This window comes from Fructilactobacillus sp. X7R4C1 (assembly GCF_059901115.1).
On sequence record NZ_JBWXVD010000003.1, the window covers coordinates 43,472 to 61,401 of the forward strand.

The 17,930-nt window shown below is 39.7% G+C and carries 16 protein-coding genes and 1 tRNA gene; 4 read left to right on the top strand and 13 right to left on the bottom strand.

Translation table 11 applies throughout. The annotated features are described in order from the left end of the window. Positions 1–2: 2 nt before the first annotated feature. Genes AC6UC9_RS04145 through trpS form a run of 4 tightly spaced genes read right to left on the bottom strand, consistent with a single transcriptional unit; the run spans position 3 to position 4,241 of the window. Entirely contained in the window at positions 3–974 is a 972-nt protein-coding gene (locus tag AC6UC9_RS04145) for an IpaB/EvcA family protein (RefSeq protein WP_500696930.1), read from the bottom strand. Further along, positions 961–2,226 (bottom strand): hydroxymethylglutaryl-CoA reductase, degradative, encoded by a 1,266-nt coding sequence (locus AC6UC9_RS04150; RefSeq protein WP_500701219.1) that lies wholly within the window; start codon positions 2,224–2,226, stop codon positions 961–963. Before AC6UC9_RS04150 ends, AC6UC9_RS04145 begins: the two co-directional genes overlap by 14 nt. Positions 2,227–2,234: 8 nt before the next feature. Next, on the bottom strand, positions 2,235–3,170 hold the full coding sequence (locus AC6UC9_RS04155) for a Ppx/GppA phosphatase family protein (protein ID WP_500694008.1): 936 nt from the start codon (positions 3,168–3,170) through the stop codon (positions 2,235–2,237). Positions 3,171–3,221: 51 nt separating this feature from the next. Then, the gene (gene trpS, locus AC6UC9_RS04160; RefSeq protein ID WP_500701220.1) at positions 3,222–4,241 is read right to left on the bottom strand and encodes a tryptophan--tRNA ligase; all 1,020 of its coding nucleotides are present in this window, start codon (positions 4,239–4,241) and stop codon (positions 3,222–3,224) included. Between the two features lie 307 nt (positions 4,242–4,548). Between trpS and helD the strand changes: the two genes are divergently transcribed. Next, on the top strand, positions 4,549–6,861 hold the full coding sequence (helD, locus tag AC6UC9_RS04165) for an RNA polymerase recycling motor HelD (protein ID WP_500701221.1): 2,313 nt from the start codon (positions 4,549–4,551) through the stop codon (positions 6,859–6,861). Positions 6,862–6,917: 56 nt separating this feature from the next. On the opposite strand, the gene AC6UC9_RS04170 is transcribed toward helD, so the two are convergent. Next, positions 6,918–6,990, bottom strand: a tRNA-Thr gene (locus tag AC6UC9_RS04170). A 70-nt stretch (positions 6,991–7,060) separates the two neighbouring features. Between AC6UC9_RS04170 and AC6UC9_RS04175 the strand changes: the two genes are divergently transcribed. Next, a complete protein-coding gene (locus tag AC6UC9_RS04175) occupies positions 7,061–7,954 on the top strand; it encodes a metal ABC transporter solute-binding protein, Zn/Mn family (RefSeq protein WP_500701222.1) in 894 nt (297 codons plus the stop codon). A gap of 35 nt (positions 7,955–7,989) precedes the next feature. Here the strand turns inward: AC6UC9_RS04175 and AC6UC9_RS04180 are convergent, their stop codons facing one another. Continuing rightward, positions 7,990–8,760: a DUF4811 domain-containing protein gene (locus AC6UC9_RS04180; protein ID WP_500701223.1), complete on the bottom strand. Its 771-nt coding sequence runs from the start codon at positions 8,758–8,760 to the stop codon at positions 7,990–7,992. After that, on the bottom strand, positions 8,760–10,241 hold the full coding sequence (locus AC6UC9_RS04185; protein ID WP_500701224.1) for an MDR family MFS transporter: 1,482 nt from the start codon (positions 10,239–10,241) through the stop codon (positions 8,760–8,762). Before AC6UC9_RS04185 ends, AC6UC9_RS04180 begins: the two co-directional genes overlap by 1 nt. 184 nt (positions 10,242–10,425) lie before the next feature. Here AC6UC9_RS04185 and AC6UC9_RS04190 point away from each other — a divergent pair, with 184 nt between their 5' ends. Further along, on the top strand, positions 10,426–10,902 hold the full coding sequence (locus AC6UC9_RS04190) for a MerR family transcriptional regulator (RefSeq protein ID WP_500699628.1): 477 nt from the start codon (positions 10,426–10,428) through the stop codon (positions 10,900–10,902). 29 nt (positions 10,903–10,931) lie between these two features. Here AC6UC9_RS04190 and AC6UC9_RS04195 read toward each other — a convergent pair whose 3' ends face one another. Beyond that, positions 10,932–11,630 (bottom strand): 2,3-diphosphoglycerate-dependent phosphoglycerate mutase, encoded by a 699-nt coding sequence (locus AC6UC9_RS04195; protein WP_500701225.1) that lies wholly within the window; start codon positions 11,628–11,630, stop codon positions 10,932–10,934. Positions 11,631–11,672: 42 nt separating this feature from the next. Continuing rightward, complete coding sequence (locus AC6UC9_RS04200; RefSeq protein WP_500701226.1) at positions 11,673–12,791, bottom strand: AI-2E family transporter; 1,119 nt, start codon at positions 12,789–12,791, stop codon at positions 11,673–11,675. Positions 12,792–12,961: 170 nt separating this feature from the next. On the opposite strand from AC6UC9_RS04200, the gene AC6UC9_RS04205 reads away from it, so the two are divergent. Then, positions 12,962–14,140, top strand: coding sequence for a class I SAM-dependent methyltransferase (locus AC6UC9_RS04205; RefSeq protein ID WP_500694017.1), 1,179 nt, complete (start codon positions 12,962–12,964; stop codon positions 14,138–14,140). Positions 14,141–14,211: 71 nt separating this feature from the next. Here AC6UC9_RS04205 and AC6UC9_RS04210 read toward each other — a convergent pair whose 3' ends face one another. The 4 genes from AC6UC9_RS04210 to AC6UC9_RS04225 form a co-directional block, all read right to left on the bottom strand. Beyond that, on the bottom strand, positions 14,212–14,544 hold the full coding sequence (locus tag AC6UC9_RS04210; RefSeq protein WP_500694018.1) for an AzlD domain-containing protein: 333 nt from the start codon (positions 14,542–14,544) through the stop codon (positions 14,212–14,214). 15 nt (positions 14,545–14,559) lie between these two features. Then, positions 14,560–15,336 (bottom strand): AzlC family ABC transporter permease, encoded by a 777-nt coding sequence (locus AC6UC9_RS04215; RefSeq protein WP_500694019.1) that lies wholly within the window; start codon positions 15,334–15,336, stop codon positions 14,560–14,562. Between the two features lie 126 nt (positions 15,337–15,462). Continuing rightward, positions 15,463–16,752 carry a D-alanyl-D-alanine carboxypeptidase family protein gene (locus AC6UC9_RS04220; protein WP_500701227.1) on the bottom strand — a complete coding sequence of 430 codons (1,290 nt, stop codon included), beginning with the start codon at positions 16,750–16,752 and terminating at the stop codon, positions 15,463–15,465. Next, positions 16,733–17,920, bottom strand: coding sequence for a sensor histidine kinase (locus AC6UC9_RS04225; protein ID WP_500695786.1), 1,188 nt, complete (start codon positions 17,918–17,920; stop codon positions 16,733–16,735). Before AC6UC9_RS04225 ends, AC6UC9_RS04220 begins: the two co-directional genes overlap by 20 nt. Between the last annotated feature and the right edge of the window lie 10 nt (positions 17,921–17,930).

Consider the following 17,930-nt stretch of genomic DNA (forward strand, 5'->3'; position numbering starts at 1 on the left):
CCTTATCTCAATAAATATGGAATCCGTAAGTCTTGATACAACTCTTTAACCGTCTTTGAATATAGTTCTTTGAAATAGTCTTCACTTGCCTTTTTACCAGCTGGACCACTTGTCACAAACGAATTTTGGTCATCCGATTTGGTAAAGCCCACGTACGCTCTTTTGTTAGTCTTGGTCTCCTTTAATTCTGAGTGATAAAGGTTAAAAACCTGTTTCACTTGCAAACCGAGTTGGCGCTTTGAGAAGACCGCCGTTAGCATCACAAAATCATTTAATTGTAAGGCTGGTAGTCCCCAGTTCTTCATCTGTTTATCAAAATCACGGTATAGTTTGACCACATCGCGTCTGAGAGTAAACGGGGAATCAACTGGCTTCTCAGTAAGCATTGCGTAAAGTTCCTTAGCGGCCTTTAAAGAAATGGGAAAACTCGTTTGAAATACGTCTTCGTACTGATCAAAGTGGTCGCCAAGAAAAATCATGGCATCCAGAATGGTCACCAATCGTAACGGCATTTCATCGTCGACCTTCCCAGATTCAGGGGTAATCGTCTGTCTAACACCCTTAACATATTCTTTTTCAACCGCTTCATCAACTAAACCGTGCTTTCGCTGTTCAGCATACACGACAAAGTGACATACATCATCGTACAACTCAGTTCCCATGTACATTAACTGTTCATCAAGTTGCTTATCCCCACTAGTAAGGGGAAAGTAAATCTGTGGAAAACCACGGAGTGTCATTAACAAGTGTAACAACTCATGAGTAGCAGTAAAATCCGGCTCAGTCAGATCTCTAATCTGCACGTAAAGTCGATCACCATCTTGCACGACTTGCGCTTGGTCATGTCGCACATAACCGGACTTTAAGTTGCCAATAAATTGAACCTCAACATCCCCTGGAAAAAAGTGACTGACTTCGTTAATTAAGCCTTGCGTCGTCTTACTTAATTGCACATTATCATTATTTTCGGCCATCTGATCCAAACTTCCCTTCTATAATTTGTTTTGCGTTTTCTAAGTTTCTTTGATTTGTTGGTAATTTCTTTAATGCGTTAATCACCATGTCCAAGTTCTTACTGGAAGCTCCAGCAGACATGGCGAGTGATTTCATCTGAAGGTTCATGTGACCTCTTTGAATCCCATCGGTTACAAGCGCCTTTAGGGCTGCCAGGTTTTGTGCTAATCCCACAGAAGCAATCACCTCCATGAACTGCATGGCAGAGCTAACGTTTAAAATTTGATAGTTAATCCTACTCATTGAAAAGAGCCGAGTTGCACCACCAATGATTCCTGAGGGTACCGGAATGGTAATTTCTCCCTTTAATCCGTCAGGAGTAACTCGCCATTGACTAACCCCACGATACTGACCATCCCTTGCGGCATAGGAATGAACCGCACTTTCAACGGCGCGCCAGTCATTACCAGTGGCAACGAGAACCGCATCAATCCCATTCATGATCCCCTTATTGTGAGTTGCTGCCCGTTTTGGGTACTTATTTGCAATTAATGAGGCTTCTGCGATTTTTTCAGCAACGTTTTTTCCGTCCAATTGACCTCGCTTTAGGGCCCGAAACGGAACGGTTCCTGATGCTGTAACCAAATTTTTATCCCCATAATTCGATAAAATACTCATTAAAGATGATTGACTAGTGTTGATTTCAATGTATGTCGAAAGAGCCTCGAGCATCGAATTCATGATGTTAGCCCCCATCGCATCACCGACATCAACGAACAGTTCAATCACCAGATAATGATCGTAAAGAGGTGAGACGGTCAAATCGTGTATACCACCGTATTTATCAATTGTGGGATGAGCATCGTGTGCAACCTGCATTAATTTAACTCGCTGATTTTCAACCCATTCGGTAAATTGAACTGGATCCGAGACTCCTAAAATGACTTCACCAGTCAAGATGCGACTCTGAGACTTTGCCTGAATGCCGCCACCAACACGGAGCATGTTGGCGCCGTTACTAGCGGCCGCAATGACCGAGGGTTCTTCAATCACCATCGGAATTAAATGTTCGACTCCGTTAATTACAAAGTTAGTTGCAACCCCCTCTGGCAATCCGTAGTCAGTAAGGTAGTTTTCAATCATGTGGCTACTAGCGTCTACGAAGTGACTTTCAATCACATCAAGTTGTGTTCGATCAAGATCGGCAAATTTGGCAACCTGCTGTAACCGTTTTTGATATGATTTTTTATAAAATCCATTAAAATCGTTCAAAATGACACCTATTTTCTAAAATGAGGACTATTCTCAATATATTCATTAATCAGTCCCTCACGCACGCCACCGTTTGAAAAAATGACCCGCTTGGAATCAATAAAATGCATCATGACAGTTAAACAAAGGGAACCACCAATGATGACGTCGGCACGGTCGTTTTCAAGCCCATTAATCTTTTGACGCTCAGCCAAAGTCTTACTCAGAAACATTTCCATCGTACTGTTGACCTGTTTTCTGGTTAACTGAAAATTTTGGATGTGATCAACATGGCTTAAATGTTGGTACTGCCGATTAATTCTTGCAATTGCGCGGGCAGCTCCACCAATCAAAACAATCGGATAATGAAGGGGCTTCTTAATCCAAGGAATCCGACTATACACTTCGATAACGTAAGACTCAGCCGCAAATAAATCAGCTGGAGTCACCTGATTAATCAAATGAAATTGTTCCGAAATTTTCACTGCCCCAATAGGAACGCTGATACAATGGATATCTTTTTGGTTTCTAACCTGAATAATTTCAACACTAGCACCACCAACATCCATCAAGAGATAATCTTTAACCGCCAATCGATCAGAGATTCCTAGATAATCATAGTAAGCCTCTTCCTTGCCGGTTAACACGCGAATCTTAATGTGAAGCTGCTTATAAACATTGTGTAAAAAATCCTTTTGATTTTGAGCTTGGCGCACCGCTGCCGTAGCAATGGCACGAACCACAACGTTTTTATACTTTGAATACTCTGACTTAAAGGATCGAAGCGCCGAGATCGTACGATTCATTGCAGTTATCTGTAAAATGTTATTTTGTCCGATTCCCTCAGACAATCTCGTATCGTTCTTAACGCGTTTAATCTCATGATAACTTCCATCGGAATCGATGCAATAAATTGCCATTCTGACTGAGTTTGAACCGATATCAATGATAACAAAGTTCTCCATTCGATTCTCCTCCTCAAGTATTTATTCATATTTGGTGCTATGACAATTTATCTACTTAAAATAATTAATCCCCATGGCATCGCGAACTTCTTCAAGGGTGTTTTCTGCAACAATGTTAGCCGCGTCGCTTCCGTCTTTTAAGACCCTGTATACATACTCAGGATCCTCAGCTAACTTTTCTCGACGTTGTCGAATTGGCTTGAGTTCAGCTTGCAAAACTTCGTTTAAATACAACTTAATTTTAACATCTCCAAGACCACCGTGTTGATATTGCTTTTTAAGTTCACTAACTTTTTGCTTGTCGTGAGCGAAAATATCCAGATACGTAAAGACCGTGTTTCCTTCAACTTGACCTGGGTCATCAACGTGGACGTGCTTTGGATCCGTGTACATGGACATCACTTTTTTCTTAATGGTATCGGCATCGTCAGCAAGGTAAATAGCATTGTTAAGCGACTTACTCATTTTGGCATTTCCATCGAGGCCGGGAATGCGCCCCATGCCTTTCGGTGGAAAGAAACCTTGTGGTTCAACCAATACGTCTCTGTGATAGGCACTATTAAAACTTCTGACAATTTCCCTGGTTTGTTCAATCATTGGCTCTTGATCTTCTCCAACCGGAACCACGGTTGCCTTAAAGGCGGTGATGTCAGCGGCTTGACTGACCGGATAGATGAAGAAACCAGCTGGTACACTTTCACCAAAATTTTTCTGTTTAATCTCAGTTTTCACGGTCGGATTTCGTTTCAATCGGGAAACCGTTACTAAATTAAGATAAATCATGGTTAGTTCATTTAAGGCTGGGATCTGAGATTGGACAAAGATTGTTGATTGATTTGGATCAAGTCCAACCGCTAGATAGTCCAAGGCTACCTGCAACAGACTGTTTTGAATCTTCTTTGGATCACGAGCGTTATCGGTCAAGGCCTGCATGTCAGCAATCATGATGAATGGGTCGTAGTTACCCGAATTCTGCAACTCTAAACGGCTCATTAACGAACCAACGTAGTGTCCAATATGAAGTTTTCCGGTTGGACGATCACCAGTTAACACGATTTCTTTTTTTGCCATAGTAATTTTCCTTTCTTTAATAAAAAACGTCCTATTGAATAATCAATAGGACGCCTTGCACGTGGTACCACCTAAATTGCAGAGATTTCTCTGCCACTTAAACTATAAGGTTGTTACCCATTATCCAGTTCGTGTCGTCTGACTAATCTCAGTAAACATAGCCTCTCTGTTATTTGACTTCACTACTTACTAAACTAAATACATATTAATTTCATTTTATGCGATTTATGACGGGTTGTCAAAGCACGAAAAAATTGACAGTACCGGCTTTTCAAATTAGAATTATTCACGAATTAAAGGGAGGAGTATGCACTTGAATAAGGATGAAAAAAACAAAGAGCAAGAGCGGGTCACCTGGGTTGGTTCCCAGTTAGACGAAAAAATCCAAGATACCCAAACCGAATACCAAAAAGCCAAGGCAGAAACTCAACGAGTTCAAAAAGATTACGGGACCAATACATCTGCAAACTATTTAGAAGCTGATGACCGGATTGAAACCAGCGCTGATCTGCAACAACAACGAAGCTTAACTAACAAAGTGGTTGAGGATCAAGCCATTGTTGAGGGCCAACTAGCCACTTACCAGGATCTTAAAAAATCACCCTACTTTGGTCGAATTGACATCTCTGACGAGGGCTTTTCTGACGTTGATCACCTATACATTGGAAAGGCGTCATTCATCGATAAAAACGGTGAATTTTTAATCTATGATTGGCGAGCTCCCATTTCAAGTGTCTACTATAATGGTACGCTTGGAAAAGTCACTTACGATACTCCCAACGGTAAACAAGCCACTGACCTTCTAAAGAAGCGTCAGTTCCAGATTAAAGACGGCAAGATCATCAACATGTTTGATACCAACGAAACGGTTGGCGACGAACTCTTGCAGAATGCTTTAAGTGATGAAAACAACGAAAAGATGCAAAACATCGTGGCCACCATTCAGCACGAACAAAATGACATTATTAGAGATACCACCAGTAATCTGTTGGTCGTTCAAGGAGTAGCTGGATCAGGAAAGACCTCAGCACTCTTACAACGGATTGCTTTTCTGTTATATCACAGTCGGGACTCTTTAAATGCTGACCAAATCCTACTCTTTTCTCCGAATCTTCTTTTTAGTAACTACATCAAGGACGTACTACCAAGTTTAGGGGAACGTAATATGCGTCAGGTTACACTAGCTGAATTTTTTGCCCACCGACTTGAGGGCATGAAGGTTCAGACCCTTTTTCAACGTTACGAAGCTTCTGATCATGATTCTGATTCTAAACTTCGCGAATTCAAAAATAGTCAGAACTTCATTGATCAGATTGAAAACTACGTCCAAAATCTCACCTCTGATCAAATCAAGTTCGATGATATTCACTTTAATGGTGAGGTTTACTTTTCTAAAAAGGAAATTCGTGAAATTTACGCTAGTCTACCCAGTGGGATGACCAGTAGTGAAAAACTTCTGCAAACGAAGAACCGCTTAATAAAGAGACTGAAGAACCGTATTCACGATGAAACTAAGAAAAAATGGGTCGCTGACATTATCGACACCATGAGCGAAGAACAGTACCACAATCTTCTGGGTGAAAAACACTTAAATGACTTTGAGGAACTAGACGATGAACGAAACTACATTGCCACGCGACTAGTTAAAGATCGACTTAGTACCGTGTACGATGCCATCTACAACGATGAGTTTTTCGATCCATACGTTCAATACGCCGATTTTCTTGACCACGTTAAATTGCCTGAAAATGTTGAACCAGATGCTTTTAAACAAAGCAAAAATGATTTCCTAAATCACATTGAATTTCACCAAATTGGTTTGGACGACACGGCCCCCCTACTGTACTTGAGGGATCGCTTCAGTGGGGAAAACAAAAACGTTAACATTAAATACCTTTTCGTCGACGAGATTCAGGACTACTCAATTGCCCAGATTATGTATCTCAAGCTCATTTTTCCGAGAGCTAAGTTCAACCTGATTGGTGATAGTGAACAGGCCATTTTCAAGGATGTCGAATCAGCCCAAACATTACTAGACAAGCTTAATGATGCCATTCCTAGTAAACATTCCCGGCTAATTCAGCTGAATCGTTCATACCGCTCAACCTATCCCATCACGTCCTTTTCCAAATCATTACTACCAGATGGGAATAACATCGAGGCCTTCAATCGAAATGGAGAAAAGCCTGAGCTAATCGTTAAAGATGGATCAGAAGAACTAACTAAAACCCTTTTTAATGTTATTAGTGACCAACTTAAAAAACACGAAACCGTCGCGGTCATTACTAGAGATGCCACATCGGCCAAACAAGTTTATCAAAAGGTAAACGCTCACTTTGACTCTACATTATTAAAGGATAGTGACCGAGATATGACCTCACCAGTTGTTGTACTTCCCGTCTACCTGGCCAAGGGACTCGAATTTGATTCGGTCATTGCCTGGGACGTCTCAAAAAAGAATTATCCTGATCAGCACTCACTTGGAGTCCTTTACACAATTCTGACGCGAGCCATGCATTCGTTAACCCTGTTGTGTAACGGCAAGGTTTCGCCGTTGATTCCCCAACAAGCCATCAGTGATAATTTAATTAAAATCAGCAAAAATTCAACGGCCGAATAAAAAAACTCTCACTATGATTACGTAGTGAGAGTTTTAAACTATGAAAATAAATGATAAGCCATTCCCGGGAGTCGAACCCGGCACCTTTTCCTTACCATGGAAATGCTCTACCTACTGAGCTAGAATGGCATTCCCATTTTACCACACCAAAAATGGTACACTAGGATAGAATTCATAAAGATTAGAAAAGGACGATAATATGAAACGACATTTTAAACTTTCCCTCCTAGTCACTTGTCTCGTACTACTGATTACTCCACTCACAGCATGTCACAAGTCGGCAGCCCATGACCCAAAGAAAATTCAGGTTGTAAGTTCCGTTAACTTTTATGGAGACGCGGCCCAACAAGTCGTTGGAAAGTATGGTCACAACACGTCCATCATCAATTCAGACGTTGATCCACACGACTTTGAACCAACAACTAACAACGCGAAAGAAGTTGCCAAGGCAAACGTGGTCATCTCAAACGGAATTGGTTATGACGATTGGATGAACGAATTAATTCACAACGCTGGAAACGATCATCAACAGGACGTAAACGTCGGCAAATTGATGCATAAAAAAGATGGCGACAACGAACACATTTGGTATAAACCAACTACCATGGACCACTTAGTTGATCACTTAGTGAATGTCTATAGTAAAATTGATCCGGATCACCATGAGTATTTTGAAAAAAACGCCCAAGCCTACAAGCATGAATGGGGCAAAACGCAACGGTTAATCAAGCAGTTATCAAAGAATTCGCACGGTCAATCAGTTGCAACCAGCGAACCCGTCTTTGACTACTCACTTTCAGCCCTTGGTTACAAACTTAAGGACTACGGGTTCTCAAATGCCATTGAAAAAGGCGTCGATCCTTCAGTCAGTGACATCTCCAACCTGCAAAGTGATATGCGCAATCATAAAATTGCTTTCTTCGTTAATAACACTCAATCCGATAGCCCGGTGGTAACGCAAATGGTTAAGTACGCTAAAACACATCATGTTCCCATCCTAAACGTATCAGAGACCGCTCCAAAGGGGCAAAATTACATGCAGTGGATGAATAATCAGTACCGAGAACTTGGAAAAATCCAAAAACAACAATAAAAAATGATGCTCAAAATTTGAGCATCATTTTTTATCTAGTTAACCTTTAAAGCTTGTTCCATTGCCTTTTGTTCCATCTGATTTTTAGCTTTGTTCTGCATTTGCGCCTTAAATTCATTCTCAGCTTGTTTCTGCAGCTTAGCTTGGTCCTTTGGTGACATCTTTGGATTTTCGGCCATAGCTTGTTGTATCTTAGCTGCTACAAACTGTTTCCCAGAAGCAGCCATCTGTTGCTGAGCTTCAGGATTTTGTTGTGACTGCTTCATTTGAGCAGCCTCTTGTTTCATGGCCTTCCCAAATGCTTTAGCTTGTTCAGGTGTGAATACCATGTAACCTGATTTTACGTGGAAGGTATTCGTACGTTTAATAAAGGCTTCTTTTTGAGCAAACATGAAGAAGACTTTGTAAAATTTATTTTTGTAGACCCAATCTTGTTGCTTCGTAACCAGTTTGTTTGAATCGCCACCTGGTTTGATTTCATTCGTAGTGTCAATCGCAGGTGTTACGGTTGGCTTCTTTTGATTTGCATTCTTTTTGTAGATCACAACTTTATCATTAGTCTGACCAATCTTCTTATACAATATCATGTTGGCTTGATTGTTCACTGATGTAAACGAAGTGGTCTTAACCGTGGTCTTCTTTTCCATCCCAAAGTGATTGTGGTAATTGGCAATCATTAGACCAATCGTAATGATAATCAAAGCAGCAAATATAAGGCCTAAAGAGGTCGCCACTTTTTTATTAGCAATCAAATTCCACGTTAAGAAAAAGGCAATTACAAAAATAATTAGTAAGATAAATATCATTATTTTTTACCTCCCTTTTCAAAAACAGGATCTTCAGTAACATGACCCTTTTTCAACGCAAACGTCAAAAGAAAGGCAATTAATGAGATTAAGAATGCGACTCCAAAGGCTGCCATGTATCCTTTCAAATTAGCGTTAATTGCTCCAGCTCGATATGCCAACGGATTAATTTTAAGTAAGTGTTTTGCTGGCATATTATTGGTAGTAACATTGGCTAAAATTGAAATCATAACGGCCGTTGAAATTGATCCACAAACCTGTCTAAAGGTATTGTTAGCAGCAGTTCCATGTCCCATTTCAGAAACTGGAAGAGCATTCATTCCAGATGTCGTTACTGGCATCATGGACATTGCCACCCCAAACATTCTAATCGCATACAAAATAACAACGTAAATGGTTGGAGTATCCTTTGTTAAAAACAAAAATGGAAAAGTTCCAACCGTCAATAAGAACAATCCACCCATTGCTAAACGACGGGCTCCAAACTTATCGAATAGTCTTCCAGTAATTGGGCTCATAAATCCGGTTAAAAGTGCTCCGGGTAATAGAGTCAATCCGGAATGAAAAGCACTCATCCCTCTAACAATTTGTAAGTAGAGAGGTAAGACCATTTCAACTCCGACCATTCCCATGAAGACCACCGCACTGACAATGGTTCCAAGTCGAAATTCACGTGATTTGAAAACATTTAAATTCAAGAACGGGTTCTTCATGACCAGTTGACGCCATCCAAAGAGAATAATAAAAATGATTCCAATAATTAATCCCCAAATGACAGTTGGACTGCCCCAACCGTCATTTCCAACTGACGAGAATCCATAAAGTAAACTACCAAAACCAATGGTAGACAAAACTAATGAGAGATAATCTAGCTTACTTTTCTTAGTTGGAAGAACTGGTTTAACAAAAAACAGTCCTAAAACAATGACTACGGCAACAATGGGAGCAATAATCCCAAACAAATTTCGCCAAGATGAAGTATCAATCACCCATCCAGACAAAGTTGGTCCAATGGCAGGCGCTAAACCAACGACGATTCCAGCAAGTCCCATGGCAGTGCCCCGTTTTTCTGCTGGAAAAATTGACAACATGATAGTCTGAAGTAATGGCATGGCAATACCAACTCCAACACCTTGAATCAAACGTGATCCAAATAAAAACCAGAAGCTTGGAGCTATCCATGACCCCACCGTTCCAATCTCAAAGATGATCATTGCTGATAAGTACAGCCATTTAGTGTTAAAACGTCCACTCAACCAGGCACTAACCGGAATCAAAATTCCGTTAACCATCATAAATCCGGTGGTTAACCACTGAACGGTCGAGGTATTAACATTAAAGGCACGCATTAATGTAGGAAAAGCCGTTGACAAAATGGTTTGGTTTAAAACCGTACAGAAGGTTCCAACCAAAAGAATAATGACAAACATGGTCCGATTATACTTTTTGCCATTAGCATCAACAGCAGGAATATTATGCATTATATATGCCCCTTTCAAAAGCTTAATTAATTAATATTTGCTCAAAATTACAACACCAACTACTATACAACCATCCGATGTTTATGTCAATTTAATTGACACGTGCATTATTTTACATATAATTAGTATTGTATTATTTAATGAATTCATCGAGTTTGATTAAGCATAGAAAGTAGGTAAACCCTTGGAAAATGAGAATGATCAAGACGTAGCTGACCTCAACGGACGACTCGGAAAAATCATCAAAAAAAATAACATTTCGGTTGGCATTGGTGATATTTCCAAGTGCTCCGGTCTTTCCCAAAGTAAGATTCGCTACTGGGAGCAGCGAGGATACATTACTTCTTTACCAGTTCATAAAAATCAAAACAAGCGATATAGCATCTATACTCTAGTAACCGTTTTATTAATCAAATCCTATCTAGAGTCCGGCTTTACTCTAGCCACGGCAGTAGATAAGGCAAAACGTCACGAAGAAATCAGTAAAGTTTTTAAAAAATTAATCCTTGATCGGGTTCAATACGTTAAAACTAAAAATGACGACTACTGCATTAATATGGGACCTCTTTCAGACGACCCCAGTAAATCGGTCATTATCAAAGTAAGCGATCGTGGTAGTAAAATCACACTAATGGATACAAAAAAGACACTTCCTAATTAATTAGGAGGTGTCTTTTGGTTTAGATTAAATTATTTATTTTCGCCTAATTTAACCTTGTCTAAAATGTTTAAGTCAGAGTCAATATCATAAACAATTGGTTGACCAGTAGCAATCTCAACGTTCACGATGTCTTCATCAGAGATTCCTTCAATGTACTTAGTTAAAGCACGAAGAGAGTTACCATGGGCAGCAACGATCACATTCTTGTTGTCTAACAATTTAGGAGCAATGTGATCTTGCCAGAATGGAATAACTCGTTCCAAAGTAACCTTTAAGTTCTCACCACCAGGGATCGCCTTTGGATCTAAGTCAGCATAACGACGATCTTTAGCAGCTGATCCCTCATCATTTGCGTCCAAAAGTGGAGGCAAAACATCGTATGAACGACGCCAGATGTGAACTTGTTCCTTACCGAATTTTTCAGCAGCTTCCGCCTTATTTTGGCCTTGAAGTGCACCATAGTGACGTTCGTTTAAACGCCAAGACTTCAAAACTGGAATCCATAATTGGTCACTTTCATCCAACACATAATTTAAAGTCTTGATGGCACGCTTTAAAACTGAAGTGTAAGCTTGGTCAAATTGAATTCCTGCTTCAGCAATTAATTTACCCGCATTTTTAGCCTGCTTAACTCCTTCTTCACTTAAGTCAACGTCAACCCAACCAGTGAATTGGTTCGATAAGTTCCATTCACTTTGGCCGTGTCTAACAAATACTAATTTAGCCATTGTAATTACCCCTCTTTTGTTTTTATACTAACTCATTTTACATCATTTAAAACTTTTTTTCACTAACTTACTGATCTTACTAAACCAACCTGGTTTTCGATTTCTCGCCACTTCATCAACGTTTTGGACTCCCAAGACGTCCAGTAAAAAGGTGAAAACAGGAACCGAAACGATTAATCCCCACGTTCCAAAGATGTGTTCACCAACCAGGAGGACCACGAACGTAAAGAAGATTGGTAGTTCGGTCTTAGCCGACATGAACTTGGGGTTTAACACGTATGCTTCAAGTAGATGAACCAACATAATGATAATGAAGATGTATACCACGTATCTAAATCCACCTACAGTATAACCAATCAAGGTTAGAGGGATTAACGAAATGATAACCCCAGCCACCGGAATGAGGCTCAAGAAGAAAATCATGACAGCTAAGATCAAAAGCTGTGGAATTTGCATGATCCATAAACAAATCGTGGTAATGGTCGTGTTACAGATTGCGATAAAGAATTGGGCTTCAATCACGACCCCAAAGGTTTTGACGAAAGTCTTCGCGAAAAACAGGATATCCGAGAAGAACCACCCAAAGGTACTGGTTAAAAACTTCTTAGAAAAGCGCTTCACCTGCTTAAGTTCCAAGGTAAAAAAGAAACTCAAAAGTAGTGACAAGAACATAGCAATCCCAGTTGAACCAATGCTTGTAATGTAACTCCAAATCAGGTTCATACTTCCCTTAATCTGGTTTGGTACATTAAAGTTCTTTAGTAACCATAAAACCCACGAACGTAATTCTGGGTTTTTAATCGAATGGGGACTTTCATAAAAGGTAATTAGCGTCTTGGTTATTTCAACTCCCTGCTCAGCAATCTGGGGGAGGTACAGGACACTTACCAGTACAATGGCTCCCACAATTAATAAGTAAATCACAATGACCAAGATTGGAATCGGAATCTTAATCCGGGCCCGAATCCAAAGTACTAGCTTGGTTATTAATAACGTAAAGATAAAGGTCAAAAGAATGGTGGTCATCATTGAGCGACAGAGATACAGAACAACGACAATTAGCAACAAGACCACTGCCCGTCTTAATTTTGTGTTATTTAAAAATTTTTGCCACCAATTGGTTAAATTCTCCATTTTGGTTTTAATCCATCCCCTCTCCATTCATAATTCGTATTTAACACTTTACTCAAATCAATTTTAATAGTAGTACGTAATATTTTTATTATAGCATCTAATGTAATTTGTTAAAATTCATGTCAGTCTATTTTACGAGTTTCACAAAAAAAGGTTATAATGGCCATATAACTATTGAATTAAAGAGAGGTTTTTATATGCTTGAAAAGACGTTTTACAGTGAATTTATCAAACACAGTTTTAATATTCCATTAAAGGTAACATACTGGGATGGTTCTACCAAGACTTATGGTAAGGGTGAGCCTAAAGCTCACATTACCATCCACAAGGCAATTCCAATTAAAGATATTACCAGTAATGCTTCAATCGCTTTAGGTGAAGCATACATGGATGGTGTAATCACTGTTGAAGGGATTTCTTTAGAAGATTTAGTTGCAGCAGCTTACCTGGATAGCAGCAGTTTCTTACACAACAAGAAATTCATTAAGTGGCTACCAAAGTCTTCTCATTCAGAAGCGGCAAGTAAAAAAGATGTGCAAAAGCATTATGACATCGGAAATGAATTCTACAAAATTTGGCTGGATAAGACCATGACCTATTCATGTGGTTACTGGGAAAGTCCAGAAGATAGCCTGTACGATGCTCAGATGAATAAAGTTCATCACATCATCAAGAAACTAAACCCACAGCCTGGTGGTACTCTTTTAGATATCGGTTGTGGTTGGGGTACTTTAATGTTAGTTGCCGCTAAAGAATACGACCTAAAGGTTACTGGTGTAACTCTTAGTCAGGAACAATGCGACTACGTTAACGAACAGATCAAAAAATACGGTCTTGAAGACGTCGCTGAAGTCCGCCTTCAAGATTACCGTGAACTACCAAAGTCAGAAAAGTGGGATTACATCACGTCTGTTGGAATGTTTGAACACGTTGGGAAAGAAAATCTTGATGAATACTTCAAGGTTGTTTCAGACCACTTAGCGAAAAACGGAAACGCCCTCATCCATGGAATTACCAGACAACAAGGTGGTGCGATCAATGGTTGGTTAAATAAGTGGATCTTCCCTGGTGGTTACATTCCCGGTTTGACCGAAAACTTAGACCACATTATTGATAATGGCATGCAAATCTATGACCTGGAATCACTAAGAAGACACTACCAGAAGACTACGGAAACATGGGACAAAAACTTCAATGCGCACCGAAAAGAAATTGAAAATATGTTTGACGAACGTTTCTGCCGCATGTGGGACTTGTACCTTCAAGCCTGTGCCGCTTCATTTAAGGTTGGAAATATCGATGTCATGCAGTACCTCATTTCAAAGGGACCGGCTGGTGCATCACTTCCAATGACTCGTGACTACATGTACAAATAACTTAATATAATAGATAGTAAAAGACGTAACTTCATCAATTAAAGTTACGTCTTTTTGTTATCAAATATTCATTAAAGGACAAACGTTAACAGAAACACCGCCGCTAGTCCTGCCATCACTGAAACTAGCATAGATCGGGTCCAGTAAGCAATCCCAATTACCAACACGGCAGCGATTAACTCTGGTCCCTGACCACTAATCGAAAAGGCATATGACTGATTAATAAAAATATCCTTTACTACCAGTGAAGTAAACAGGCAAATTGGTACAAATTCCATCCATTCGGTAAACCACTTTGGAATTTTGCGCTTTCTAAAAAATGCTAATGGTATAAATCTTGGAGCTAAAGCAACCAAAAAACACAGCAATATTAACAGAAAGTGTTGCATCGCATCCCATTTCATAACAATTCTCCCAACTTATTCCTTCGGTGTCCCCGCAGGGTTTTTAAACGTCTTAAGAAAAATACTTTTCTTGTTGGTCTTCCGTTTTCGACTCCGAAAGTATTTATCAAGCAAAAAACCGACGAACGATGCAACTAACGTCGCCGCAACTAATCCGAGTGTTGATTTAGTTAACACTAAGAAGAAGATCGCAAGGCCAGCAGCAAAAAGTGCAATAAACACTTTTAGCAAATCCTTTAACTGCATCACAATCATATACAAGAAGAGCGCTGTGAGTGCGAAATGCACCACGGTTAGATCAATTGTAAGAGCTGACCCAATTAAACTCCCCACTAAGTTACTAATGGTCCAGAAAAATAACGTAAAATGTTCTACTTGCAACGCATCCTTCGGGGTCCATTTCTTGTCAGTTGAAAACTTTAAATAGTTCACAGCGTAATTTTCGTCATTTAAAGAACAGGCAAAAAAGAACGTAAAGAGCGTGTTCTGCCCGTGAAGATACTTAGAAAGACTCGATCCTAATAATGCGTATCTAAGCTCTAGGAAAAACAGCATCAACACAATCGTTAGAAGTGGTGAATTAATGGTTAACATGGATGCGATCAAAAATTGGGCACCACCGGAAAAAACCAGTAGTGATACCAAAATCGTGTTAAACGTGTTAAATCCCGCGGCGTGTAGCAAAATCCCACACGCCAAACCAATTGGAATGTAACTCAAGTCTAAGGGAAACGAGACCTTGAAATTGGCTTTCCAAGTAGGTTCATTAGGATTCGGTACTAATTTTGTCAATTGAAATCCTCCACTTGATTTCTTGAATAAATAACCTAAAAAAATTAATTAACTTTTTGCGTACATTGTTCATTATAAGAAAAAATGGCAAAATAACAAACCATAATTTTGTTCTAATGGTAATTATCAGAAAAATTCCACAATTTCACGGAACAATCTCGAAAAGAAGCCAACCTTATCAACGCTTTGACAAGTAACGATTGGTGCTTTTCCACCATCATGATTTAAAAATTCCACCTTCTGATTTTTAAATCCAACCTGATTCGTTCCAACTTCCTGATTTTTAAGCACAGGAGCTGATACCGCATTGTCTTTAGCATGCTTTGAATCAAGTATAATTTGGTCGCTAAATTCATTTGGTTGAGAAACCTTGCCCCACAGGGTAACTGGTTTGCTCATCTTGACTTTAACCGTCCGTTTTTTCCCGTTAATCACCCTTAGATGATTCTCGGTAAATTGATCGTTATCATACTCCATGGGGCGATAATTCTTGATTACGTGTTCCATTAAGTTCTTAGTAACGATAAACCGTTGATTAGGCTTAGCACCCATAACTACTGTGATAATGCGGTGATCATGGTGATTATCTAAAGTCCCCGCGAAGTTTTCACCCGCTTTCTTAGAAGTTCCCGTTTTTAGACCATCAACGTTTAAGGCTGGATCGTAATATCGTTGTCCCTTCAACATTTCGTTAGAGGTCTTGACAACTTCTTGCGGTTTTTGGTCGGTATCACCAAAGGTATACTGCGTTTTCTTAGTGGTTTTTAGAACATCAGGATACTGCGAAATAATTTTGGAAGAGATGATTGCCGTGTCTTTTGCTGACATCTCATTTTCAGAATCACCAGTCACCCTTGGCAAATTCATCGGTGCAACCTGTTTGTTAGTCAGACCACAGGCATTATAGAATTTGGCGTCTTTAATTCCCAATTCTTTGGCAGTTATTCGCATGGTTTTGGCAAAATTCTCACTGTTACCAGAGATTTTATCACCAAGCGCCATCGCACTCGCGTTAGCTGAACCAATCAGGGCCGTTGAATAGAGCGCCCTTACCGTGTATTTCTTATGGGCCTCTAATTTAACGTTGGTGAACCCTTTTTTGGTACTTAATTTGGCAACTGCAGGTGAAATATCCACCTTAGTGTCCCATTTCAATTGATGATCATGAACTCGTTTTTGAACTATGTATGCGGTGAGTAACTTACTCATCGAGGCTGCCGGTAAGTTTCTAGCAGCGTTTTTTTGATAAATAATCTGTCCTGATTTAGCGTCCACTGCAATGGCAGCTTTACTATCGATTTCGTTCGAGTTAGCCTTTGCCAAGGTCTCTGGAATCATTAAAACGAGCGCTAACGTCATGATTAAAAATGAAACGAGAAATTGATGACCACTATGATTACTTTTCTTGGTTTGCATTTTTCTCTCCTATCACATGTTTATTTTTCCGTAATGGATGCTTAACATCTAACGGAAGGTAAATTTTAAACGCGGTTAATTTTTTCGTTGAAGAAACGTTAATATAACCTCCCTGATTGGTGACAATCTCACGAACAATGGCAAGTCCTAAACCAGTTCCACCAGTTTTGGTATTTCGTGACTCCTCAACCCGGTAAAAACGATCAAAGATGTGATCTAGCGACCCCTTAGGGATCTGTTCGCCATCGTTTGAAACGATAATTTCAACTCCTTCACTACTAAATGGCTTAGCAGAAAGATAGATATGACGTCCACCCTTTCCATACTTAAAAGCATTCGAGATCAGATTATTAAATACCCGACCTAACGACTCCGCATTGGCTTTGATCGAAATATCGTGCTTGAGTGGCTTCATCTCAATCGTCATCTTGTGCTTAGATGCATCAAGTTTAAATGAGGTCTGAAGCTGCTCTAATAGCGCATTCACATCAATGTTATCAATTTTTTGCGAAGGCTTAGACTTATCGCCCGCTTTAGCATACTCAAAAAGCCGATCCACTAATTGTTTCATTTGTTGCGCCTTTAAATAAGCAATATGTGAATACTTTAAAATGTCGTCTTCATTTTGATACTGACCGTCTTCAATGAGACCAAGGTATCCCAGAATTGAAGTCAAGGGCGTTCTTAAATCATGACTAACGCTAGTGACCAATTTGTCCTTTGAAGCTTCCACCTCTCGCTCATCATTCATGGATTCAATGACACTATCAACAAGCGCGTTAATACTTTGAATGACCCGCTCGGTATCTCCCTTTAATTCAAAGGGAATTCGATGGTCAAAATGCCCGTTCGCAATGTAATGCAATTCCGAAATAATGTGGCGGAGTTGCATTTGATGATAGCGCCGAATCAACCGCCAGTAAATAATAATGACATCGATTACGCCCATAGCAATGATGAAGAGATTCTCCCAGCTAAGTAGTCGAAAATGCATCGGGCCAAAGGTCACCGACTGCTTAATGATGAAGATTCCGTCCCTTAGACCCGGGTTACTCTCGATTGATTCAGTGATAATCACGGTAATCGCCAAGTTTAAAAGGAGTAATAATATTAAAGTAACTACTCCTTCAACAAATAATTCAGTTTTTTCTTTCGTCGTTAATTTCAAACTCAAGATT